This window comes from Mycolicibacterium rhodesiae (assembly GCF_002086695.1).
Lineage (GTDB): Bacteria > Actinomycetota > Actinomycetes > Mycobacteriales > Mycobacteriaceae > Mycobacterium > Mycobacterium rhodesiae.
Genome location: NZ_MVIH01000011.1, coordinates 147,989 through 170,797 on the forward strand (window position 1 = coordinate 147,989; position 22,809 = coordinate 170,797).

Annotated in this window: 19 protein-coding genes; 13 read left to right on the top strand and 6 right to left on the bottom strand. The window is 67.0% G+C overall.

The features are described from left to right. Positions 1–2 precede the first annotated feature (2 nt). Entirely contained in the window at positions 3–635 is a 633-nt protein-coding gene (locus BST42_RS21125; RefSeq protein ID WP_083121274.1) for a DUF4190 domain-containing protein, read from the bottom strand. 154 nt (positions 636–789) lie between these two features. On the opposite strand from BST42_RS21125, the gene BST42_RS21130 reads away from it, so the two are divergent. From BST42_RS21130 to BST42_RS21155, 6 genes are all read left to right on the top strand, one after another. Then, positions 790–1,305, top strand: coding sequence for a general stress protein (locus BST42_RS21130; RefSeq protein WP_083121275.1), 516 nt, complete (start codon positions 790–792; stop codon positions 1,303–1,305). 186 nt (positions 1,306–1,491) lie between these two features. After that, positions 1,492–2,904, top strand: coding sequence for an ABC transporter substrate-binding protein (locus tag BST42_RS21135; protein WP_083121276.1), 1,413 nt, complete (start codon positions 1,492–1,494; stop codon positions 2,902–2,904). Further along, a complete protein-coding gene (locus tag BST42_RS21140) occupies positions 2,901–3,821 on the top strand; it encodes a carbohydrate ABC transporter permease (RefSeq protein ID WP_083121277.1) in 921 nt (306 codons plus the stop codon). Before BST42_RS21135 ends, BST42_RS21140 begins: the two co-directional genes overlap by 4 nt. Beyond that, positions 3,821–4,657 carry a carbohydrate ABC transporter permease gene (locus BST42_RS21145; protein WP_083121278.1) on the top strand — a complete coding sequence of 279 codons (837 nt, stop codon included), beginning with the start codon at positions 3,821–3,823 and terminating at the stop codon, positions 4,655–4,657. Before BST42_RS21140 ends, BST42_RS21145 begins: the two co-directional genes overlap by 1 nt. Before the next feature lie 11 nt (positions 4,658–4,668). Further along, the gene (locus BST42_RS21150) at positions 4,669–5,841 is read left to right on the top strand and encodes an ABC transporter ATP-binding protein (protein WP_083121279.1); all 1,173 of its coding nucleotides are present in this window, start codon (positions 4,669–4,671) and stop codon (positions 5,839–5,841) included. After that, positions 5,838–6,434: a suppressor of fused domain protein gene (locus tag BST42_RS21155; protein WP_083121280.1), complete on the top strand. Its 597-nt coding sequence runs from the start codon at positions 5,838–5,840 to the stop codon at positions 6,432–6,434. The genes BST42_RS21150 and BST42_RS21155 overlap by 4 nt, the downstream gene beginning before the upstream one ends. Positions 6,435–6,530: 96 nt before the next feature. On the opposite strand, the gene corA is transcribed toward BST42_RS21155, so the two are convergent. Next, the gene (corA, locus tag BST42_RS21160) at positions 6,531–7,637 is read right to left on the bottom strand and encodes a magnesium/cobalt transporter CorA (protein WP_083121281.1); all 1,107 of its coding nucleotides are present in this window, start codon (positions 7,635–7,637) and stop codon (positions 6,531–6,533) included. A gap of 137 nt (positions 7,638–7,774) precedes the next feature. On the opposite strand from corA, the gene BST42_RS21165 reads away from it, so the two are divergent. Continuing rightward, positions 7,775–8,944, top strand: a complete 1,170-nt coding sequence (locus BST42_RS21165) for an NAD(P)-dependent malic enzyme (protein WP_083121282.1) — start codon at positions 7,775–7,777, stop codon at positions 8,942–8,944. A 22-nt stretch (positions 8,945–8,966) separates the two neighbouring features. After that, positions 8,967–9,806, top strand: a complete 840-nt coding sequence (locus tag BST42_RS21170; RefSeq protein WP_083121283.1) for a glycine betaine ABC transporter substrate-binding protein — start codon at positions 8,967–8,969, stop codon at positions 9,804–9,806. A gap of 6 nt (positions 9,807–9,812) precedes the next feature. Here the strand turns inward: BST42_RS21170 and BST42_RS21175 are convergent, their stop codons facing one another. Continuing rightward, positions 9,813–10,643 carry an SDR family NAD(P)-dependent oxidoreductase gene (locus BST42_RS21175; RefSeq protein WP_083121284.1) on the bottom strand — a complete coding sequence of 277 codons (831 nt, stop codon included), beginning with the start codon at positions 10,641–10,643 and terminating at the stop codon, positions 9,813–9,815. 101 nt (positions 10,644–10,744) lie between these two features. Here BST42_RS21175 and BST42_RS21180 point away from each other — a divergent pair, with 101 nt between their 5' ends. Further along, the gene (locus BST42_RS21180; protein ID WP_083121285.1) at positions 10,745–11,119 is read left to right on the top strand and encodes a DUF732 domain-containing protein; all 375 of its coding nucleotides are present in this window, start codon (positions 10,745–10,747) and stop codon (positions 11,117–11,119) included. 106 nt (positions 11,120–11,225) lie between these two features. On the opposite strand, the gene BST42_RS21185 is transcribed toward BST42_RS21180, so the two are convergent. Both BST42_RS21185 and BST42_RS21190 read right to left on the bottom strand, forming a co-directional pair. Then, complete coding sequence (locus tag BST42_RS21185; RefSeq protein WP_083121286.1) at positions 11,226–14,951, bottom strand: multifunctional oxoglutarate decarboxylase/oxoglutarate dehydrogenase thiamine pyrophosphate-binding subunit/dihydrolipoyllysine-residue succinyltransferase subunit; 3,726 nt, start codon at positions 14,949–14,951, stop codon at positions 11,226–11,228. A gap of 177 nt (positions 14,952–15,128) precedes the next feature. After that, complete coding sequence (locus tag BST42_RS21190) at positions 15,129–15,908, bottom strand: hypothetical protein (RefSeq protein WP_083121287.1); 780 nt, start codon at positions 15,906–15,908, stop codon at positions 15,129–15,131. Positions 15,909–16,045: 137 nt separating this feature from the next. Here BST42_RS21190 and BST42_RS21195 point away from each other — a divergent pair, with 137 nt between their 5' ends. Further along, the gene (locus BST42_RS21195; protein WP_083121315.1) at positions 16,046–17,302 is read left to right on the top strand and encodes a multidrug effflux MFS transporter; all 1,257 of its coding nucleotides are present in this window, start codon (positions 16,046–16,048) and stop codon (positions 17,300–17,302) included. Here the strand turns inward: BST42_RS21195 and BST42_RS21200 are convergent. After that, positions 17,299–18,399 carry an Rv2629 family ribosome hibernation factor gene (locus BST42_RS21200; RefSeq protein WP_083121288.1) on the bottom strand — a complete coding sequence of 367 codons (1,101 nt, stop codon included), beginning with the start codon at positions 18,397–18,399 and terminating at the stop codon, positions 17,299–17,301. The genes BST42_RS21195 and BST42_RS21200 overlap by 4 nt on opposite strands. A gap of 352 nt (positions 18,400–18,751) precedes the next feature. Here BST42_RS21200 and BST42_RS21205 point away from each other — a divergent pair, with 352 nt between their 5' ends. From BST42_RS21205 to BST42_RS21215, 3 genes are read left to right on the top strand one after another with little or no spacing between them, the layout of a single operon-like run. Further along, the gene (locus BST42_RS21205; protein WP_083121316.1) at positions 18,752–20,494 is read left to right on the top strand and encodes an MFS transporter; all 1,743 of its coding nucleotides are present in this window, start codon (positions 18,752–18,754) and stop codon (positions 20,492–20,494) included. A 55-nt stretch (positions 20,495–20,549) separates the two neighbouring features. Beyond that, positions 20,550–21,473, top strand: a complete 924-nt coding sequence (locus BST42_RS30490; protein ID WP_083121289.1) for a DUF4232 domain-containing protein — start codon at positions 20,550–20,552, stop codon at positions 21,471–21,473. A gap of 22 nt (positions 21,474–21,495) precedes the next feature. Then, the gene (locus BST42_RS21215) at positions 21,496–22,776 is read left to right on the top strand and encodes a hypothetical protein (protein WP_237159535.1); all 1,281 of its coding nucleotides are present in this window, start codon (positions 21,496–21,498) and stop codon (positions 22,774–22,776) included. Positions 22,777–22,809 lie beyond the last annotated feature (33 nt).

A 22,809-nucleotide genomic window follows, 5' to 3' on the forward strand; every position in this document is an offset into this window, starting at 1 on the left:
GGTCAGCGCCAGGCGTGGATGGCCCAGATCATGCTGATGATCAGGGTTGCGACGCCCACCACGATCCCGGCGATGGCCAGGCCGTAGCCGCCCTGACGGGTGCGCTTGATCTGATTGAGCGCGATGATGCCGCAGACGATCCCGACGATCGAGCCGATCCCGCACAGCAATCCGATGACCGAGGCCACCAGCGACGAGATCGCCAGAGTGTTGGTGCCCGTCGCCGGGGCCGGGTACCCGTAGCCGCCCTGGTACGGCGCTGCGCCGTACTGCGGCGGCGGCGGGGGCGGGTAGGCGCCGGGTTGCGGCGGCGGATAGGCCGACGGTTGCTCGGCGTAGCCGGGTGCCCCGTAAGCGCCGGGCGACGGCGGCGGGTAACCCGGTTGCGGACCGTAACCCGGCGGCGGATAGCCGGGCGCGCTGTACCCCGGCGGCGGCGGGTAGGCCCCTGGCGCGTCGTAGCCGGGATAGGCCGGCGGCGTGGGCTCGTAGCCCGACGGGGTGGTCTCGTAGCCGGGTGACGACGGGTTCTGTTCGATGGGCGGGGCTTCGTGCGTGCCCTCGGACGGGCCCTGTTCGCCCGCGTTCTGCGGCTTTTCGCCGGAGTCGCCGCCGGAAGCTGTCATGCTGTTCAACCTAGCGTATGTGCAGGTGGCGCGGGGCTGGCTTGCTGTTGGGGCACCAACGTCCGCGGTACCACGTTGATCAGGTTGATCAGGAATCCGGCCCGCTTCGAGCGGGCGCGATACGACGCGACAAACGCCGCGCACGACAGGAGAATGAGCAGTTATGACCAGCCCTTTCCAGGGTCAGAACCCCGGTGGCGCCGCCGCCGCGTCACGCCGCGGTCCGGTCGGCCTGCCGACCCCGCCCAAGGGGTGGCCCATCGGTTCGTATCCGACCTATGCCGAGGCCCAGAAGGCCGTCGATTACTTGTCCGACGAGCAGTTCCCGGTGGAGCAGGTGACCATCGTCGGCGTGGACCTGATGCAGGTCGAACGTGTCACCGGCCGGCTGTCGTGGCCCAAAGTGCTGGGGGGTGGTGTGATCACCGGCGCCTGGCTGGGCATCTTCATCGGCCTGGTGTTGGGATTCTTCAGCCCCAACCCGTGGGCGTCGCTGATCACCGGCGTCGTCGCCGGCGTCATATTCGGATTGATCACCTCATCGGTCCCGTACGCGATGGCGCGTGGGACAAGGGATTTCAGCTCAACCATGCAACTGGTGGCGGGCCGCTACGACGTGTTGTGCGATCCGCAGAGCGCCGAGAAGGCGCGGGACATGCTGGCGCGCTTGAAGATCTGACGCGCTGATCACGGCGGATGCGGTCACGATCTGGCCGCATCCGGCGTGGGAGTGTTGCACATCACGGCAGGAGAGCTCTACGGTTTGGCCGCGGGGCATTGCCCTGCCGTGATGCAGCCTGCGCCGAGCGCGGACAGTTGCCGCACGTACCGGTGAAGGCGGGTGAAGGCAGGAGGCGGTTGGGAGATGGCTTGCCCAGGCGCACGCGCTCGGCGGGTTGGGGCGGCCGCGATTGCCGCACTGACGTGCGCCTCGTTGGTCTCGTCGTGCAGTTCCGGCGAGCAGGGTCTGGTGGTCAGCTTCTACACCCCGGCCAGTGAGACGGCGACGTTCACCGCGGTGGCCAAGCGCTGCAATGAGGAACTCGGCGGCCGCTTCCGCATCGAACAGCGCAGCCTGCCCAAGGCGGCTGACGATCAGCGGCTGCAGTTGGCGCGCAGGCTGACCGGAAACGACCGCACGCTCGACGTGATGGCCCTCGACGTGGTGTGGACCGCGGAGTTCGCCGAGGCAGGCTGGGCGCTGCCGCTGTCCGACGACCCGGCCGGTCAGGCCGAGTCCGATGCGACCGACAACACCCTGCCCGGCCCGCTGCAGACGGCCAAGTGGCAGGACAAGCTGTACGCCGCACCGGTCACCACCAACACCCAATTGCTCTGGTATCGAGCCGATTTGGTGGCACCGCCGCCGGACACCTGGGACGGCATGGTCGCCGAGGCCACCCGGCTGCACGCCGAGGGTAAGCCCAGCTGGATCGCGGTGCAGGCCAAGCAGTACGAAGGTCTGGTGGTCTGGTTCAACACTTTGCTGGAAAGCGCTGGGGGACAGGTACTTTCCGACGACGGCAAGCGGGTCACGTTGACCGACACGCCCGAGCACCGGGCGGCGACGGTCAAAGCGCTGCAGATCATCAAGGCCGTCGCCACCGCACCGGGGGCCGACCCGTCGGTCACCCAGACCGACGAGGGCACGGCGCGACTGGCCCTCGAACAGGGCAAGGCGGCGCTGGAGGTCAACTGGCCCTTCGTGTTCGCCTCGATGCTGGAGAACGCCGTCAAGGGCGGGGTACCGTTCCTGCCACTCAACTCCAAGCCGGAGCTGGGCGGCAGCATCAACGACGCCGGAACCTTCTCGCCGAGCGACGACCAGTTCACCGTCGCCTTCGACGCGTCCAAGGAAGTCTTCGGGTTCGCCCCCTACCCGGGTGTGATCCCGGGCCGGCCCACCCGGGTCACCCTGGGCGGGCTGAACCTGGCGGTGGCCAAGACCACCAGGCACGCGGCCGAGGCGTTCGAAGCCGTGCGCTGTATCCGCAACCTGGAGAACCAGAAGTACACCTCGATCGAGGGTGGTCTGCCGGCCGTACGCGCGTCGCTGTACGACGATCCGGAGTTTCAGAAGAAGTATCCGCAGTACGCGATCATCCGCGATCAGCTGACCACCGCGGCGGTGCGCCCGGCGACGCCGAACTATCAGGCGGTGTCGACCCGGATTTCGGCGACGCTCGCCCCGATCACCCAGATCGACCCGGACAAGACCGCGGATGAGCTTGCCGAGCAGGTGCAGAAGGCGATCGACGGAAAGGGGTTGATCCCGTGACCGCGCCCGCCCGCACGTCAGCGAATACTGCGACCCGCAGCGATGACCGCCGCTCACAACGCAAGCTGGCCTACCTGCTGATCGCCCCGGCCGTGATTCTCATGCTCGCGGTGACCGCCTACCCGATCGTGTACGCGCTCTGGCTGAGCCTGCAGCGCTACAACCTGGCCAGCCCGGCCGACACGAAGTTCATCTGGTTCGAGAACTACCAGACCATCTTGAGCGACAACTACTGGTGGACGGCGTTCGTCATCACGCTGGTCATCACGGTCGTCTCGGTTGCCATCGAGTTCGTGCTCGGCATGGCGCTCGCACTTGTCATGCACCGCACCATCTTCGGCAAGGGACTGGTGCGGACCGCGATCCTCATTCCGTACGGCATCGTCACGGTCGCCGCCTCCTACAGCTGGTACTACGCGTGGACGCCGGGCACCGGCTATCTGGCCAACCTGCTTCCGGACGGCAGTGCGCCACTGACCCAGCAGATCCCGTCGTTGGCGATCATCATCCTGGCGGAGGTGTGGAAGACCACTCCGTTCATGGCACTGCTGCTGCTGGCCGGGCTGGCGCTGGTACCGGAGGATCTGCTCAAGGCCGCCGAGGTCGATGGGGCGGGTCCGTGGACCCGGCTGGTCAAGGTGACGTTGCCGTTGATCAAACCGGCGATCCTGGTGGCGCTGGTGTTCCGCACGCTTGACGCGTTCCGCATCTTCGACAACATCTACGTGCTGACCGGTGGCGCCAACGACACCGCATCGGTGTCAATCCTTGGCTACGACAACCTGTTCAAGGCGTTCAACATCGGCCTTGGCTCGGCGATCAGCGTGCTGGTGTTCCTGTCCGTGGCCGTCATCGCGTTCGTCTACATCAAGCTGTTCGGCGCGTCCGCGCCGGGCACGGACAACGAGGTGCGCTGATGGCTGAGCGGGTCGGCACACGGCGAGCGGTGAGTTGGGTCGTGATCGATGCGATCGTGGTGATCTACGCACTCTTCCCGGTGTTGTGGATCCTCAGCCTGTCGCTCAAGCCCACGTCAACGGTCAAGGACGGCAAGCTCATTCCGTCGGAGATCACCTTCGACAACTACAAGGGCATCTTCAGCGGCGATGCGTTCAGTTCCGCGTTGATCAACTCGATCGGCATCGGGCTGATCACCACGGTGATCGCGGTGGTGATCGGGGGCATGGCGGCTTACGCGGTCGCTCGGCTGGAGTTCACCGGTAAGAAAGCGCTGATCGGTGCCGCGCTGCTGATCGCGATGTTCCCCCAGATCTCGCTGGTGACACCGCTGTTCAACATCGAGCGCCGGCTCGGGCTGTTCGATACCTGGCCGGGATTGATCATTCCCTACATCACGTTCGCGCTGCCGCTGGCGATCTACACGCTGTCGGCGTTCTTCCGGGAGATTCCCTGGGACTTGGAGAAGGCCGCCAAGATGGACGGCGCAACACCGGCTCAGGCGTTTCGCCGGGTGATCGCACCGCTGGCCGCGCCCGGCATCGTGACGGCGGCCATTCTGGTCTTCATCTTCGCGTGGAACGACCTGCTGCTGGCGCTGTCGTTGACTGCCACCGACGCCGCGATCACCGCGCCGGTGGCCATCGCGAACTTCACCGGCAGTTCGCAATTCGAGGAGCCGACCGGGTCGATCGCGGCAGGCGCGATGGTGATCACGGTTCCGATCATCGTGTTCGTTCTGATCTTCCAACGACGGATCGTCGCCGGGCTGACCTCCGGCGCGGTGAAGGGGTAGCGAGGTTTTCGATGGCCGAGATAGTCCTGGACCATGTCAGCAAGAATTATCCGGACGGCGCTGTCGCCGTGAAGGATCTGAGCCTGACGATCGCCGACGGCGAGTTCGTCATCCTGGTCGGACCGTCCGGCTGCGGAAAGTCCACCACTCTCAACATGATCGCGGGCCTCGAGGAGATCAGCGCAGGCGAGCTGCGCATCGGCGGTGACCGGGTCAACGAGAAGGCGCCCCGCGACCGTGACATCGCGATGGTATTCCAGTCCTACGCGCTCTACCCGCACATGACCGTCCGGCAGAACATCGCGTTCCCCTTGACATTGGCCAAGGTGAACAAGGCCGACATCGCCAAGAAGGTCGAGGAGACCGCGAAAATCCTTGACCTGACCGAACTTCTGGACCGCAAGCCCTCGCAGCTGTCCGGCGGTCAGCGCCAGCGGGTGGCGATGGGTCGGGCGATCGTCCGCCAGCCCAAAGCGTTCCTGATGGACGAGCCGCTCTCCAATCTCGACGCCAAGCTGCGTGTGCAGATGCGCGGTGAGATCGCCCGGCTGCAGAACCGGCTGGGCACCACCACCGTCTACGTCACACACGACCAGACCGAGGCGATGACACTCGGTGATCGGGTCGTCGTCCTGCGCGGCGGTGAGGCCCAGCAGATCGGCACGCCGGGTGAGCTCTACGAACGGCCGGCAAACCTGTTCGTGGCCGGCTTCATCGGGTCCCCGGCGATGAACTTCTTCCCGGCGACGCTCGACGGTATGAGCCTGCGGTTGCCGTTCGGCGAGGTGACGCTGAGCCAGGACGTGCAGAACGTCCTGGCTCGACATCCCAAGGCCGCCAACGTGATCGTGGGCATCCGGCCTGAGCACTTCGAGGATGCGGCACTGCTCGACGCCTACGAACGCATCCAAGCCTCGACCTTCGAGGTGACGGTGGATCTGGTCGAGTCGCTGGGCGCCGACAAGTACGTCTATTTCACCACCGCCGGCGACAGTGCGAAGGCGGCTCAGCTGGCCGAACTGGCCGCCGAGTCCGGTGCCGGTGAGAATGATTTCGTGGCACGGCTTTCCGCGGATTCGAAGGCGGCGATCGGGCAGTCGATCGAGTTGGCGTTCGACACCGCCAAGCTGCACATCTTCGACGCCGACAGCGGAGTGAACCTCACCATTCCGCCCGCTCAGTGAGCCAGCCCCTGGATTCGGTCCGCGCGCACCTGCGCGGCCACTTCGCCGACGCCGGACTCGACGCCGAGCCGGATTCGGCCAGCGTGACATTCCTCGGACTGGAACGCATCGAGGTGTTGCGGTTCGGGCCCGACCCGAACGGCGTCGCTCACTATGTGACGCTTGGGTGTTCGCGTCACCCGATGACCGAGGCCTCGTCCGGTGTCGCCGACCCGCTGCACGGCCCCCGGGCCGAGGTCGTATTGACCCTGCGGGCTACCACACCGCCCCCGGGACTGGCCCGCAGTCTGGCCGTGGTGGCGGCCACTCCCGCCGTCGAAGGGGTGGTTCTGGTCGCCGATGCGCTGATCGACCTATCCGCGCCGCTATGGGACGGTGCCGCGTTCACCGCTGTGCTGCTGGGAGATTCGGCTCTTCCCGACCTGCCGTTGGAGGCACCCCGCGACCCGGTGCACTTCCTGACCGCGACACCACTCACCCAGAATGAAGCCGCCTGGGTGCGGCTCAAGGGTGCCGACGCGATGCGTCAGGCCTGGCTCGACGACGGAGTCGACGTGCTGGACCCGAACAGGCGTGCAGCGCAACCTGGTTGACGCGCACACCCTGTCCCCGCGAGCAGACGCAAACGTCCCGGAATCCTCGGCGTGTCGGGCACCTTTATGTCTGCTCGCGGGACGAACGAGGTGCCGCTACAGCCAGTTGTTGCGCCGGAAATTGAAGTAGAGAAACCCACATACCGTCGCCATCAGTGTCAGCACCGCCGGATAGCCCCACGTCCACGACAGCTCCGGCATGTGCTCGAAGTTCATGCCGTAGATGCCCGCGATCATCGTCGGAACCGCCGCGATCGCGACCCACGCCGAGATCTTGCGCATGTCGACGTTCTGCTGCATCCCCACCTTCGCCAGCGCGGCCTGCACCAACGACGACAGCATCTCGTCGTAAGACTCGATCCGGTCCGCCGCCTGCGCTGCGTGGTCCAGGACGTCGCGCATGTAGCGCAGCACCTCTTTGGACATCAGGTCCTTGAAGTCCGGATTGAAACGGCCGAGTGCGACGGTGAGAGGTGATACGGCCCTTCGCAATTCGACGACTTCACGCTTGAGCAGATAGATCGGCTCGATGTCGGTCTTGGTGAGCGGCGAGAACGTCTCCGACTCGATGGCGTCGATATCGCATTCCATCAGCTCGCTGACATCCCGGTAGGTGTCCACGACGTGGTCGGCGATCGCGTGCATCACCGCGTACGGGCCCAGCGCCAGGTGCTGGTGCTCTTCTTCCAGATGCTTGCGCAAACCGGCCAGTCCGGTGTGGTCGCCGTGACGCACCGTCACGACGAAGTCCGCTCCGACGAACACCATGATCTCGCCGGTTTCGACGATTTCGCGGGCCAACTCGACCGACTCGTGCGCCACGTACGTCACCGTCTTCAGCACCAGGAACAGCGTGTCGTCATAGCGTTCGACCTTGGGACGCTGGTGGGCGTGCACCGCATCCTCGACGGCCAGCGGGTGCAGGCCGAACACCTCGGCCACCGCCTGCATCTGATGTTCGTCGGGTTCATGCAGACCGATCCAGACGAACGCCTTCTGGCCGCCGGCCTCCAACTCGCGAACCCGCTCCAACGCCGCGGCGTGGGTGAACTTGCCGGTGAGCCGGTCACCCTCGACATAGACCGCGCAGTCGACCATGGCCCGCGCGACGGGCACGTGAATGCGTCTGGCATCGACCGGGGCGGAGGGGCGGGAGCGAGTTCCACCGAGCAATGACGGTGGCAAAGCGCGAAACGACGGCATGACCCGACCTCCCCTCAAGCGGCAGGCGGGGCCCTGACGGGCCCCGCGGAAATGTTACGCGCCGGTAGTGTCGTCGGCGTAGTTCACGCCGGGGAGACCCTGGTCGGTGCGGTTTCGGGGGCGAGTACCCTGACGCCGTGTCCGAAACAGTGAGTACCCCCCGCGTCGTTATCGACGACGAAGAGATCTTCGCCGCTCACGTGGGCGGCAAGCTGTCCGTCGAGTTGAAGGCGCCGCTGGACACCCAGCGCGCACTGTCGATCGCCTACACCCCCGGCGTAGCCCAGGTCAGCCGCGCGATCGCCGCCGACCACACGCTGGCTGCGCGCTACACCTGGTCCAATCGACTGGTCGCGGTGATCAGCGACGGCACCGCCGTGCTCGGCCTCGGGGACATCGGTCCCGCGGCGTCGCTGCCGGTGATGGAGGGCAAGTCCGCGCTGTTCAAGACCTTCGGCGGGCTGGACTCGATCCCGATCGTGCTGGACACGAAGGACCCCGACGAAATCGTCGAGACGATCATCCGGCTGCGCCCGACGTTCGGCGCGGTCAACCTCGAGGACATCTCCGCGCCACGCTGCTTCGAGATCGAGCGCCGCCTGATCGAGGCACTGGACTGCCCCGTCATGCACGACGACCAGCACGGCACCGCGATCGTCGTACTCGCGGCATTGATCGGCGCCACCAAGGTGCTCGATCGCGACATGCATTCGCTGAAGGTGGTCATGTCGGGTGCCGGCGCCGCGGGCGTCGCGTGCACGAACATCTTGCTTGCCGCCGGCATCACCGACATCACGGTGCTGGACAGCCAAGGCATCTTGCACACCGGTCGCGACGACATGAACTCGGTCAAGGCGGAGCTGGCCACCCGGACCAACCCGCGCGGGCTCACCGGTGGGATCGCCGAGGCGCTCAACGGCGCCGACGTGTTCATGGGGGTCTCGGCCGGGCTCGTCCCCGAGGAGTTGATCGCGACGATGACCCCGGGCGGCATCGTGTTCGCGATGTCCAACCCGGACCCCGAAATCCACCCGGATGCTGCGCGCAAGCACGCCGCGATCGTGGCGACCGGGCGAAGTGACTTCCCGAACCAGATCAACAATGTTCTGGCGTTCCCTGGCGTATTCCGTGGTGCGCTGGACGCCGGGGCGCGGCGGATCACCGAGAAGATGAAAGTCGCAGCAGCAGAGGCGATCTTCTCCGTCGTCGGCGACGATCTGGCGGCCGACCACATCGTGCCCAGCCCGCTGGATCCGCGGGTCGGGCCCGCGGTGGCCGCAGCGGTGGCGGCGGCATCCGAAGCCTGAGCGAAATTTGTTGAGGCCGACGATGTTTCGCCGGCTCATTCTGGGGCTTCTGGTCCTGGCGGCGGTGGCCTGCGGGTCGCCGGCGCCGGGACCGTCGATGGCCGTCGGCGCCACAGCCGACCCGGAATACACGCTGCTGGCCAATCTGTACGCCGCCGCACTGCGCTCTTATGGGACGGGCGCGCACGTGGAGATTGTCGACGATCCCTTGAAAGCGCTGGATTCCGGAGCGGTCAGCGTGGTGCCGGGATTCACCGGGAGACTGCTGCAGAAGTTCGCGCCGGGCACCAAGGCCCGCTCGGATTCCCAGGTGTACCGCGCGCTTCTCGGGGTGCTGCCCGAAGGGCTGGGTGCCGGTGACTACACCACCGCCGCGGACGACAAGCCCGCGCTGGCCGTCGCCGATGCGACGGCGTCGGCATGGGGTAGCCGAGATTTGACCGCTCTGGTGAGCCATTGCGCCGGGCTGCGCCTCGGAGCCATCGCTTACGCCCGGGGGCTGCCGACCACGGTAGGGGGCTGCATGCTCCCGCCTGCGCGCGAATTCCCGGACAAGGCAACGATGTTCGCCGCGCTACGGGCGGGGGATATCACCGCGGGCTGGACAGGAACCGCCGACACCGGTGTACCGAATGATGTGGTCGTCCTGGCCGACCGCAAGCCGGAACTGGTGATGGCCGAGAACATCGTGCCGCTCTACCGTCGTAATGAACTCGACGATCCGCAGGTGCGCGCGATCAACGAACTCGCCGGCGTGCTCGACACCGGCTCGCTGGTGGACATGCGCCAGCACGTCGCCGAGGGGCGCGACCCGCGGTCGGTCGCCGAGGAATGGCTGTCCGCGCACCCGCTGGGGCGCTGAGCAGATTCAGCGCATCGGGGGAGCGAGCTTGGGCAGCACGGTGGAGAACAGCTGCTGGTAGCCCGAACCGGTGATGCGCACGATCACGTCGAGGATCTTGGCGTCGGCGCCCACCAACACCCGCGCCTTGTTCTTGCGAACGGCGTCGAGGATGATCTGGGCCGCGCGCTCCGGCGACGTCTTGGCCAGCTTCTTGTCGAAGGCGCTCGCCATCGCGGCCTGATCGAGTCCTTCGGCCACAGTGGAATTGCGCGCGATCGCGGTCTTGATCCCGCCCGGGTGCACCGTGGTCACCTTCACCGGATGCTTGGCCAGGATCATCTCCTGGCGTAGCGCCTCGGTGAAGCCGCGCACGGCGAACTTGGCCGCGTTGTAGGCGGCCTGGCCGGGTACGGAGAAGATCCCGAACAGGCTGGAGACGTTGACGATGTGGCCGTCGCCGGACTCGATGAGGTACGGCAGGAAGACCTTGGTGCCGTTGACGACGCCCCAGAAGTCGACGTCCATGATCCGCTCGATGTCCTTGAACTGGCTGATCTCGACGTCACCGGAGAACGCGATGCCGGCGTTGTTGTAGATCTGGTTGACCTTGCCGAAGTGCGCCTTGACGCCGTCGGCGTAGGCCTGGAAGGCCTCCCGCTCGGTGACGTTCAGCCGGTCGGCTTTGACGTCAACGCCGATCGCCTTGAGGCGCTGCTCGGTGATCGCCAGACCCTCGGTGTCGATATCGCTGATGGCCAGCTTGGCACCCGACCGGCCCAGCTCGATCGCCAGTGCCTGACCGATGCCTGACCCGGCTCCGGTCACCACCGCTACCTTTCCGGCGAACCCCTGCATGAACGACTCCTCGCGTTGTTTGACGTGTGTCGAATGGGCTCAGGTTATCGGGTAGGCACCCCGCGGGTAACAGCGGGATGGTCGACCGCGATGCTTAGAGCATGACATTTCGCCGTATGGCCAGTGCCGGGGCAGTTGCCGGACTGATCGCCGGGGCTGTCGCATTGGCGGCGCCCGCGCAGGCCGACACCACTTCCGACGACTTTCTGGCCGCGCTGGGCAATGCGGGTATCACCGGGATGGACCCCGCGCAGGCCGTCGAGATGGGTCAGTCGATCTGCCCGCTGCTCGCCGACCGCAGCCAGAACACCGCCGACATCGCTTCCACCGTCGCCGACCGGATGGGCCGCCCGCTGGGCGCGGCCACCATGTTCACGGGTCTGGCCGTGTCGTACTTCTGCCCGCGCGCCATGCAGGACCTGGCGAACGGCACCTCGCCGATCCCGCTGGATCTGCTGAACAACTTCGGCTTCTAGGCGTAGGCGAGCGTCGAGTGTGTGGGGGTTATGCACGCGAATGTGCCAAATAGCGTGCATAAGCCCCACAGCCGAGGCGTTCAGCTCGCGCTGACGCGGTCCCCTTCTAGCCGAACGCCTCGTCGATGATCTCCTGCTGCTCGACGGCATGCACCTTTGACGAGCCCGACGACGGCGCCGACATGGCACGCCGCGAGATCCGCTTGATCCCGGTCAGCTTCTCCGGCAACAACTCCGGCAGCGTGAGGCCGAACGTCGGCCACGCACCCTGGTTCGCCGGCTCCTCCTGCACCCAGAAGAACTCCTTGGCGTTCGGATACGAATCCAAGGTGTTGCTCAGTCGCCGCTTGGGCAGCGGCGCCAGCTGCTCGACCCGGACGATCGCGACGTCGTCGCGCTTGTCCTTGTCCTTGCGGGCCACCAGCTCGTAGTAGATCTTGCCGCTGGTCAACAGGATTCGGGTGACCTTGTTGCGGTCGCCGTCGCCGTCGGTGTAGGTCGGCTCCTCCATGATCGACCGGAACTTCTGCTCGGTGAAGTCCCGGATGTCGCTGACGGCAGCCTTGTTGCGCAGCATCGACTTCGGCGTGAACACGATCAGTGGACGGTGCACGCCGTCGAGGCCGTGGCGGCGCAGCAGGTGGAAGTAGTTCGCCGGGGTGGACGGCAGTGCGATCGTCATCGACCCCTCGGCCCACAGCTGCAGGAACCGTTCGATGCGGCCCGACGTGTGGTCGGGTCCCTGGCCCTCGTGGCCGTGGGGGAGCAGCAGCACCACATCGGAGAGCTGGCCCCACTTGGCCTCACCGGAGCTGATGAACTCGTCGATGATCGACTGCGCGCCGTTGACGAAGTCGCCGAACTGCGCCTCCCACAGCACGAGTGCGTCCGGGTTGCCCACCGAATAGCCGTATTCGAAGCCGACGGCGGCATACTCCGACAGTGCCGAGTCGTACACCATCAGCCTGCCGCCGGTCGGTGTGCCGTCCGGGTTGACGGTCAGCAGGTCCAGCGGGGTGAACTCCGCGCCGGTCTTGCGGTCGATGATCACCGAGTGCCGCTGGGTGAACGTGCCGCGGCGGGTGTCCTGACCGGAGAACCGGATCAGCTTGCCCTCGGCCAAAAACGTTCCGAGCGCCAGCAATTCGGCGAACGCCCAGTCGACCTTGCCCTCGTAGGCCATCTCGCGACGCTTCTCCAGCACCGGCTTGACGCGCGGGTGCACGCTGAAGTTCTCCGGGAACGCCAGGTGGGCATCGCCGATGCGGGCCAGCAGCGACTTGTCCACCGCGGTGGTCATGCCGCGCGGGATCATCTGGTCTTCTTCGACCGACTCGCTGGGTTCGACCTCATGTTTCTCGAGATCGCGAACTTCGTTGAACACCCGCTCCAGCTGACCCTGGTAGTCGCGCAGCGCGTCCTCGGCCTCTTTCATCGAGATGTCGCCACGGCCGATCAGGGCTTCGGTGTAGGTCTTGCGCACACCGCGCTTGGTGTCGATGACGTCGTACATATAGGGCTGGGTCATCGACGGGTCGTCACCTTCGTTGTGCCCGCGACGGCGGTAGCACAGCATGTCGATGATGACGTCCTTCTTGAACTTCTGCCGGAAGTCCACCGCGAGGCGGGCCACCCAGACGCAGGCCTCGGGGTCGTCGCCGTTGACGTGGAAGATAGGCGCTCCCACCATCTTTGCGACGTCGGTGCAGTACTCGGAGCTGCGCGAGTCCTGCGGCGAGGTGGTGAAACCGATCTGGTTGTTGACGATGATGTGGATCGTGCCGCCGGTGCGGTAGCCGCGCAGCAGGGCCAGGTTCAGCGTCTCGGCCACGACGCCCTGGCCGGCGAAGGCCGCGTCGCCGTGCAGCATCATCGGCATGACGGTGAAGCCGTCATCGCCATCACCCTTGTCCAGCAGATCCTGTTTGGCCCGGACGATGCCCTCCATCACCGGGTCGACAGCTTCCAGGTGCGACGGGTTCGCGGTCAGCGACACCTCGATGTCGTTCTCGCCGAACATCTGGATGTAGTTGCCGCTGGCACCGAGGTGGTACTTGACGTCGCCGGAGCCGTGCGCCTGCGACGGGTTCAGGTTGCCCTCGAACTCGCTGAAGATCTGTGAGTAGGGCTTGCCGACGATGTTGGCCAGCACGTTGAGCCGGCCGCGGTGTGGCATGCCGATCACGACCTCGTCGAGCGCGTGCTCGGCGGCCTGGTCGATCGCGGCGTCCATCATAGGGATGACGGTTTCCGCGCCTTCCAGCGAGAAGCGCTTCTGCCCAACGTATTTGGTCTGCAGGAAGGTCTCGAAGGCCTCAGCGGCGTTCAGCTTGGACAGCACATACTTCTGCTGCGCGACCGTCGGCCCTTCGTGCTTGACCTCGATGCGCTCCTGCAGCCACTTCTGCTGCTCGGGTTCGAGGATGTGGGTGTACTCGACACCGATGTGGCGGCAGTAGGCGTCGCGCAGCAGCCCGAGCACATCGCGCAGCTTCTTGTATTCCTTGCCCGCGAATCCGCTGACCTTGAACACCCGGTCCAGATCCCACAGCGTGAGGCCGTGGGTGTTGACGTCGAGGTCGGGGTGGCTGCGGAACCGGGTCTTGTCCAGACGCAGGGGGTCGATATCGGCCATCAGGTGACCGCGGTTGCGGTAGGCCGCGATCAGCTCCATCACCCGGGCGTTCTTGTCGACGATCGAATCCGGGTTGTCGGTGCGCCAGCGGACCGGCTCGTAGGGGATGCCGAGCTCGAAGAAGATCTCGTCGAAGAAGTCGTCGGAGAGCAGCAGCTCGTGGATGGTGCGCAGGAAGTCGCCGGACTCCGCGCCCTGAATGATGCGGTGGTCGTAGGTCGACGTCAGCGTGATCAGCTTGCCGATGCCGAGCTCGGCGATGCGCTCCTCGCTGGCACCTTGGAACTCCGCCGGGTACTCCATCGCGCCTGCGCCGACGATCGCGCCCTGCCCGGCCATCAACCGGGGCACCGAGTGCACGGTGCCGATGGTGCCGGGGTTGGTCAGTGAGATCGTCACGCCGGCGAAGTCCTCGGCGGTGAGCTTGCCGTCGCGGGCGCGCCGCACGATGTCCTCGTAGGCGGCGATGAACTGGCCGAACCGCATGGTCTCGCAGTTCTTGATCGCGGCGACGACCAGCGATCGCTGTCCGTTCTTACCCTGCAGGTCGATCGCCAGGCCCAGATTGGTGTGCGCGGGGGTGACCGCATTGGGCTTGCCGTCGATCTCGGCGTAGTGCCGGTTCATGTTGGGGAACTTCTTGACCGCCTGCACGATGGCGTAGCCCAGCAGGTGGGTGAAGGAGACCTTGCCGCCGCGGGTGCGCTTGAGGTGGTTGTTGACGACGATCCGGTTGTCGATCATCAACTTCGCCGGGATGGCCCGCACGCTGGTCGCCGTCGGGATCTCCAGCGAGGTGTTCATGTTCCGGACGACGGCCGCTGCCGCGCCGCGCAGCACCTGGGTCTCGTCGCCGTTGTCCGAGGACGACGCCGGGGCAGGCTTGGCCGCCGGCTCCTTGGCCGGGGCTTTGGCCGGTGCCGCCTTCGCCGCGCCGTTGTCAGCGGGTGCGGGCTTCGCGGGGGCCGGCTTGGCCGGAGGGGGAGCCGGTGCGGGTTCCGGAGGGGCGACGGGTGCCGCCGTCGCGGTGGACTGCCCGTTGCCGCCGGCGGCCGAGTCGGTGGTCGGCTCCGGGTTGTAGTCGACCAGGAACTCGTGCCAACTCGGATCGACCGAGGAGGGGTCGTCGCGGAACTTCCGGTACATCTCCTCGACCAGCCATTCGTTCTGCCCGAATGGTGAACTAGTACTGCTCACGGCAGTTCCTCGCCTCAATTCCTTCGTCCCCGGCAACCGTGCTCGGACGGTTTGCCCCAATTTTGGTGCCCCCACGGCCGCCGCCTAAAAGGCTATCGCTTCTTAGGCGTTCCCGAAGCACGTCAGCTCCATGCCCGAAGCTGCTGCGATAACCGGTCGTCGGAGGTCGGCGAACGGTTATCCGCCCGGCTCGATCGCCGGCAGCAGGTGCAGGCTGACCGGCCACCGGCTGGGCGCAGGCCCAAATGCCGCGCGGGCATTGTTCACTATCTTTTTGCCCATCATTCGGTTGCCGCCGCCACCCACCGCCGCACCGATACCGACGGGCAGCATCTTGCCGAAGGCCATCGCCGACCGCTTGAGGGTGAATCGCTTGACGAAGTACCGCATCAAGCGGGTGTTCAACTGGGCCAGCGCGGGCAACGGCAGCATGTCCGCACCCTCGGCCAGCCACGCACCGCTGGTGCGGCTCGGGCCGATCAGGTCGGCGATCGCGCCCCTGCTCTCTTCCCCGACGAGCACCGCCAGCACCAGCGCGCGACGACGCTCGCGCTGCTCGAGCGGAATGCCGTGGACGTCGGCGACGGCAAGGACGAACACCGTGGTGGCCTCCAGGAACACCAGCGTCTCGCCGGCCACCGCCGACAACGCCGCCAGTGTGCCGATGCCGGGGAATGCCGCCGCCGATCCGACGGCGGCACCGCTGGCCATCACCGCGGCCAGATAGCGCTTCTCGAGCTTGGTGACGATCTCGGCGGGGGTCGCTTCCGGGTTGGATCCGCGCAGCCGCGCGACGTAGGCGCGGACCGCCGGTGCCTGCGCACGCGTGCTGCGCTCGAGGATCTGGGAGAGCACCCGCGCGGACATGGTCGAGTCGTCTTCGACTTGGGCGGGCAGGTTTTCGGACGGAGCCGCTCGGCCGGCGACATCGGAACGAGACCCTCGGCGGACCTTCATGGCTGTGCCTTCCTGGTCAGGTGCTTCCAGGCTAACGAACGACCACCGCGCAAAGGTGCCCCGCGGTGATCCCGGTCACCACGGGTGGGATAGCCGCAGGAGGAACAAATAATCGGCTGCGCGTGCTGTGGGTGTGCATGGCAACATCGCGAACTGTGACTGCCACCCGCAAACCGCCGCCACTGAGCACGGCCGTCGCGGGTCCGAGCCGGCTGCGGATGATCGTGGTGTTGGGCGCGCTGGTGGCGCTGGGACCGCTGACCATCGACATGTATCTGCCTGCGCTTCCGCGGATAGCCGACGAGCTCGGGGTGTCCTCGTCGGTGGCGCAGTTGACGTTGACCGGAACGCTGGCCGGGCTGGCTCTCGGGCAGCTGATCGTCGGTCCGTTGTCGGATTCGCTGGGCCGCCGCCGCCCGCTGATGGCCGGGATCGCGTTGCACATGCTGGCGTCGCTGCTGTGCTTGTTCGCACCCGACATCGCGGTGCTGAGCCTGGCCCGCGGTCTGCAGGGGATGGGCGCGGCCGCCGCGATGGTGGTCGCGGTCGCCGTCGTCGGTGACTTGTTCGACGACAGCGCCGCGGCAACTGTCATGTCGCGGCTGATGCTGATCCTCGGGGTTGCGCCGATCGTCGCGCCGTCGCTGGGGGCGGCGGTGCTGCTCAAGGCGTCCTGGCACTGGGTGTTTGCGCTGCTGATCGTGCTGGCGGGCGCACTGCTGTTGGTCGCCGCGCTCGCACTGCCGGAAACCCTCCCGGTCGGCAGTCGTCGGCCCTTGCGGGTCCGCTCGATCGTCGCGACCTACGGAAGCCTGCTGCGCGATCTGAAGTTCGTCATCCTGGTGATCGTCGGTGCGCTCGGGATGGCCGGGCTGTTCGCCTATATTGCCGGTGCGGCCTTCGTCCTGCAGGGCCGCCACGGTCTGGATCAGCAGACGTTCGCATTGGTGTTCGGGGCGGGGGCGATCGCGTTCGTCGTCGCCACCCAACTCAATGTTGTTCTGCTGCGCCGGTTGTCCCCGCAACGCATCCTGATGATCGCGTTGACCGTGGCGACCGGGGTGGGTGCGGTGTTCGTCGCGCTGTCGGTGACCCACACCGGCGGTATCTACGGCTTCCTGGTCCCGGTCTGGGCTGTCCTGGCGATGATGGGCTTCGTCATCCCGAACGCTCCCGCGGTCGCGCTGTCGCGCCACCATGAAGCGTCCGGAACCGCCGCCGCCCTGCTGGGTGCTGCGCAGTTCAGTGTCGGCGCGGTGATCGCACCGGTCGTCGGCTTGATGGGCAACGACGAGGTCGCGCTGTCGGTGGTGATGACCGGCGGTGTGGCGATCGCGTTGGTGGCACTGCTGTTCGTCGGGGGCACCGATGCACCAACCGACGCCGGGCATTAAGCCGAGCTGTTCTCCGCGTATCGCAGCACCGCGCCCACGCCGTCGGCCGGGCTGATGCGCTCGTCGGTGCGAACCAGCGCGGCGTCGGTGGCGACCGCCTTGATCGGCAGGGCCTCGTCGGCGCGCAGCGTGTGTTCGGGGGCGACGCCGAGATCGGACAGCGTGTCGGGGTCGGCGGCGATCAGCGCCAGTCCCGCGTCGGCGACGACGGTGGCGTCCCCGATGTCGCCGATGATCAGGGTGTCCACCGCCCCGTCCCGCAGAGCGGCCGTCACATCGGCGAGGCCCTCCACGGAGAGCCCGGTGCCCCGGCCGGCGGCGAATCGCGCAGCAGCGTCGTCGATGGTCGCCAGCCGGCGTTTGAGGAACTCCTGCCCGATCTCGTGATGCACTTCAGCCTCGTCGGTGCCTGCGGCGCGCCCGCCGCCCTCGAGCTGGACGGCCTTGTCGGCAACCCGTTCGGGCAGCGCGGACACCAACTCGGTGCGTGCGGTGTTCACTCCCTCGATGAAAACCAATCCCGCGCCGGTCTCGTCGACGAGCTCGGTGACGCGGTCGGCAACCTCACGGATGTTCTTGCGGACAGCCTCTTCGACGGCGTGCTCCTTGCCATATTCGTGGCCCTCGGACGACTTGGCCTTGTGAACCGGGTAGCCGTCGCCGTCCACGTTTTCTGACGTGACCCGCGCGATGCGATGCACGCTGATATCGGCACCGGTCTGATCGACGGCGACACGCAGATAGGTGGTGTGCAGCATGCCGTGCTCGACGATCGGCACCAGGTACGGCAGTTCGGATACCCGCACCACGGTGGTGGTCGGCGGGCGGATGAGGTGCTCGTCGAGGACGACCGTGTCGCCCGCGGCGATCACGGCGCGGCCGCTGCGGCCGACCGGCGGCTGGGCGCCGCGCACCGCACCCTCGACGGCCTCGATCACCGACGTGTCGACGGAGTGCTCTTCAAGCTGTTTGCGAATGTCGCGCAGCCGCGCGTCGAGCTGCGCGGTCGCGTCCTCGGTGTCGTGAGAATCATCAAAATAGATCGAGACGAACGGACCCGTCGCGTCCACCAATTGCCGGAAACGATCCGAATGCATAGCTCCTCCTACCGATGATTCTGCGCTGAAAACTGGCTTGCCGGGCCGGTTCTGGACAGGCCCACCGCCGGGTACCCGTCCGGCGCCCCGATAGTCTCGATCCGGTACGCGTGACTGTCAGCCGGAAGCACCTGGGGTGCCACGGCGTTACGCACGTGGTGTTGCTGCCGATCGATGAGGCGCGGGGGCCGACAGACGGTTCGTCAGCGCATGCCGACACCATCGCAGTAGCCGAAACGAGGTAGTGGATATGACCAGGAACATGGCCGGCCCGGTGCCGGACGTGGACTTGGACCCCCATCCGGTCACACCGCCCGACCTGCCGGCCAACCCGTGGCCCGCGCTGTGGGCGATGCTGGTGGGCTTCTTCATGATCCTGGTCGATTCGACGATCGTCGCCGTCGCGAACCCCAGCATCATGGATGGGCTGCAGATCACCGACTACGACACCGTGATCTGGGTGACCAGTGCCTACCTGCTGGCCTACGCCGTGCCGTTGCTGTTGGCCGGCCGTCTCGGCGACCGCTTCGGGCCGAAGAACCTCTATATCGTCGGGCTCGCGATCTTCACCGCGTCGTCGTTGTGGTGTGGTCTGGCCGGCTCCATCAGTACGTTGATCGCGGCCCGCGTGGTGCAAGGGCTCGGCGCGGCGTTGCTGACACCGCAGACCCTGTCGACGATCACCCGGATCTTCCCGCCTGAGCGTCGCGGCGTGGCGATGAGCCTGTGGGGCGCAACGGCCGGGGTGGCCACCCTGGTCGGCCCGCTGGCAGGCGGAGTCCTCGTCGGCCGGTTGGGCTGGGAGTGGATCTTCTTCGTCAATGTGCCCGTCGGTGTTGTCGGTCTGGGGTTGGCGGTCTGGCTGATCCCGGCGTTGCCCACCCGCAGACACCGGTTCGACATCGTCGGGGTGGCGCTGTCCGGGATCGGGATGTTCTTGGTGGTGTTCGGCCTGCAGGAAGGCCAAGCCCATCACTGGGCGGCGTGGATCTGGGCCGTGATCGTCGCCGGCATCGGGTTCTTCACCGCGTTCGTGTACTGGCAGTCGATCAATCGCAACGAGCCGCTGATCCCGCTGCAGATGTTCGCCGACCGTGACTTCAGCCTGTCCAACGTCGGCGTGGCCGTGATCGGTTTCGTCGTTACCGCGATGATGCTGCCGGTGATGTTCTACGCCCAGGTGGTGTGCGGGCTGTCGCCGACGCGCTCGGCGCTGCTGATCGCACCGATGGCGGTGTCCAGCGGTGTGCTCGCCCCGTTCGTGGGCCAGTTGACCGATCGGGTGCACCCTCGCCCGATCCTCGGCTTCGGGTTCTCGGTGGTGGCGATCGCGCTGACGTGGCTGTCGATCGACATGACGCCGACGACGCCGATCTGGCGGCTGGTGCTGGCGCTGACCGCGATGGGGGTGGGGATGGCGTTCATCTGGGCGCCGCTGGCGGCCACCGCCACCCGCAACCTGCCTGCGCATCTGGCCGGCGCGGGGTCGGGCGTGTACAACGCGACCCGTCAGGTGGGCTCGGTGCTGGGCAGCGCCGGGATGGCCGCATTCATGGCGTCCCGGATCAGCGACGAGATGCCTGCCGCGCCGGCCGATGCCGCGCCGAGCGACCTTGCGGTGCTGGCGCTTCCGTCGTTCTTGCGCGAACCGTTCTCCGCCGCCTTGTCGCAGTCGATGCTGTTGCCGGCGTTCGGGGCGTTGTTCGGCATCGTCGCCGCTCTGTTCGTGGTCGGCGGGTTCGGTGCGCCGCGCCGGGTCCCGGCCGACGACGAGGTCACCGACGAGATCCCGGTTTACGACGACGGCTATGACGACGACGATTACCTGGAGTACGTGGTGGACCGGGAGCCGGTCGCCCCGTCGGCTCGCGACGAGCGCGACGACGAGACCGAGGTGATCAGGTGGCACCCGCCGGCCGCCCGGCCGGAGCCGGTTGCCGAGCCGGTTGATCTGGTGCACAACGGCTTTCCTGTGGACCGGGACGGGTCACGCCACCGTCTCAGCGAACCGGGCGAGCCTCGGCGGGCGCGCCACTACCGCGACGAGCCTGCGGAGGTCCAGAGCTACGGACGTCACTCGCGGCCGGGCGACTGACAGCCTTTTCGGCTATTTGGGATCGGTAGCGTCGCCGAGCGTCTTCACTGACCTCATGACGATCAAGCACGCGTTGACGGTGGCGGCGGTGAGTGTCGCGGCCGTCTCGTGGTCGCCGCTCGTGCACGCCGACAACCCGCCGCCGTGCGATTCGGGGCAGCTCGTCGTCACCGCGGGGCCGGTGCGGGCGGGAGCCGGCCACCGCGGGGTGCCGCTGATGTTCACCCTCTCGCCCGGGGCCGGGGCCTGCACGCTGACCGGTTATCCGGGCGTCGATTCCGGTGCCGGGGGACCGCTGCTCCACGCCGAGCGCGCGCCGCGTGGATACCTGGGGGGCCTTCCCGGCGGTGTGGACATCCCGCCCACCGTCACCGTCGAGCCGGGGCGCGGCGCCCAGGCCGTCGTTGAGGGCCTGGCCGTCGACGCCGATGGCAACCAGTGTCCGACCTACTCCGACCTGCTGGTCACCGCGCCTGACACCACTGCCACAGTGACGGTCCCGGCCACCATCGGCACCTGCCGGCTGCAGGTGCATCCGGTCACCGGCCCGGATCCCGTCACCCCAACGGGCTCGCACCCGTGCGACTGGGTGACCGCCGACGAGGCGGCCGCCCTGCTCGGCGGCCCGGTGACAACCCGGTCAGTCGGCGATGACGCCGGCTCCGCCCGCATGTCCTGCAGCTATGACCGCGGGCTCGGTGACACCGGCATGGAGTCCGAACTCCGCCTGCCGCAATCGTTTCCGGTCTCGGCCGCAGCGCAGTTCGCGCAAGCGGCCGCCGGCCCGAACAGCACCGCAGTCGACGGGCTCGGACTACAGGCGCAGTGCGTGTACGAGCCGACCACCACGCCGCCGTCCACCACCCTGATGGTCCTGCTCAGCGGCAATCGTCTCTATCGGGCCACCAGTTGGTATGGCACCGGATGTGGGCAGCTCACGCAATTCGCGCAGACCGCCATCAGTCGCGTCGGCGCCTGACAGTTTCCGGAAAGGGTTCAACATGACCAACTATCGGGTGGTGGTCGCAACAGTTGCGGCCGTCAGCGTGGTAGCGGGTTGCTCGGCGTCGACCACATCGCCTGGCGCCCAACCGTCGTCCCCCTCGGCGAAGGCGCCGACGGCCTCATCGGTGCCTGCGACGCCCGCGGCCTCCCATGGCACCGAAGGCGCTCTGGCCACGGTTCCCTGGTCACAGGTCGGGCCCGGGTGGACGCTGGCCGAGTGGAGTCCGGTCACCCCGCATCGGCCCGGCGAGCAGCGGCCACCCGACGAGCCGACCAGCGAAACCGCCGACACCACACTGTTTCTGGTCGATCCGACCGGAAACCGGTACACCATCACGACGTTCGGGCCCGGCGGCAACCTCGCCCTGGCCGACTGGTCCGGCGATGGCAGTCACGCATTGTTCACCCGCGCTGGGATGACGCCCGACTCGGCGATCTCCGTCGACCTGCACACCGGAGCGCAGACGACGATCCCAGTTACCGGATATCCGCGTTACACCCGGCCCAGCGGCACCGCCCTGCTGGTGTCGACATCGTTCAACGGCAATGAGCCCGGAACCCTGAAAAGGGTTGACCTGAAAGGCAACTTACAGTTCACCTATCCGACTGCCGATCTCGGCGGCGCGGGCCAGTTCGGCGGTGACTATGCGGAGTCGCCCGACGGCACCCAACTGGTGCTCGGCACCGCCAATCTCGGCAATGAGGTGGTGCCGAGGAAGGACAACAGCCTGGTGGTGATGGGCAACGACGGCAAGGTCGTCCGCACGCTGCCGGCGCCGATGGTGTCCGCCATGTGCGGTCCGATCAAATGGTGGTCCCCGGGATCGGTGCTCATCCGCTGCTCGTCCCAACACGGCTCCAGTAGCCAACTGTGGGAGCTTCCGCTGGACGGTAGTTCCCCCACGCCGCTGACTGCCGTCAACTCCGGGCAGGAGGACGACCCGGGCTTCGGCGGAGACATCGGTGACACCGACGCCTGGAAGCTTCCCAGCGGTACCTTCCTCCAGTCTCTGGGCGCTTGCGGCACCGTGTTCCTGTCCAAGCTCACCCCGGACGGGCACACCACGCGGGTGAAGGTCCCCGGAGTGTCCGACGACGTGTTCGTGAGCGGCGCGGCCAACGACCGGTTGCTGGTGCGTGGCCAGGTCGGCTGCAGCGGTACGACATCGCTGGTCAGCTACGACCCGGCGTCGAACACCTCGACCGTCCTGCTCGGACCGCCGGTCAACGGCGGCGGGGTGAGCGAGGCACTGCTCTACCCGACGCCGGAGTCGTGACCCTCTCGTTCATTCTTCTTCGATGAGTACTAT

What these genes read in the sequence shown, in the direction of transcription:
- BST42_RS21215 (WP_237159535.1), top strand. Translation starts at nt 21,496, where the DNA reads ATGACCAACTATCGGGTGGTGGTCGCAACAGTTGCGGCCGTCAGCGTG.
- BST42_RS21190 (WP_083121287.1), bottom strand. Translation starts at nt 15,908, where the DNA reads ATGAAGGTCCGCCGAGGGTCTCGTTCCGATGTCGCCGGCCGAGCGGCT.
- BST42_RS21195 (WP_083121315.1), top strand. Translation starts at nt 16,046, where the DNA reads ATGGCAACATCGCGAACTGTGACTGCCACCCGCAAACCGCCGCCACTG.
- BST42_RS21180 (WP_083121285.1), top strand. Translation starts at nt 10,745, where the DNA reads ATGACATTTCGCCGTATGGCCAGTGCCGGGGCAGTTGCCGGACTGATC.
- BST42_RS21130 (WP_083121275.1), top strand. Translation starts at nt 790, where the DNA reads ATGACCAGCCCTTTCCAGGGTCAGAACCCCGGTGGCGCCGCCGCCGCG.
- BST42_RS21170 (WP_083121283.1), top strand. Translation starts at nt 8,967, where the DNA reads ATGTTTCGCCGGCTCATTCTGGGGCTTCTGGTCCTGGCGGCGGTGGCC.
- BST42_RS30490 (WP_083121289.1), top strand. Translation starts at nt 20,550, where the DNA reads ATGACGATCAAGCACGCGTTGACGGTGGCGGCGGTGAGTGTCGCGGCC.
- BST42_RS21150 (WP_083121279.1), top strand. Translation starts at nt 4,669, where the DNA reads ATGGCCGAGATAGTCCTGGACCATGTCAGCAAGAATTATCCGGACGGC.
- BST42_RS21175 (WP_083121284.1), bottom strand. Translation starts at nt 10,643, where the DNA reads ATGCAGGGGTTCGCCGGAAAGGTAGCGGTGGTGACCGGAGCCGGGTCA.
- BST42_RS21135 (WP_083121276.1), top strand. Translation starts at nt 1,492, where the DNA reads ATGGCTTGCCCAGGCGCACGCGCTCGGCGGGTTGGGGCGGCCGCGATT.
- BST42_RS21200 (WP_083121288.1), bottom strand. Translation starts at nt 18,399, where the DNA reads ATGCATTCGGATCGTTTCCGGCAATTGGTGGACGCGACGGGTCCGTTC.
- corA (WP_083121281.1), bottom strand. Translation starts at nt 7,637, where the DNA reads ATGCCGTCGTTTCGCGCTTTGCCACCGTCATTGCTCGGTGGAACTCGC.
- BST42_RS21145 (WP_083121278.1), top strand. Translation starts at nt 3,821, where the DNA reads ATGGCTGAGCGGGTCGGCACACGGCGAGCGGTGAGTTGGGTCGTGATC.
- BST42_RS21205 (WP_083121316.1), top strand. Translation starts at nt 18,752, where the DNA reads ATGCTGGTGGGCTTCTTCATGATCCTGGTCGATTCGACGATCGTCGCC.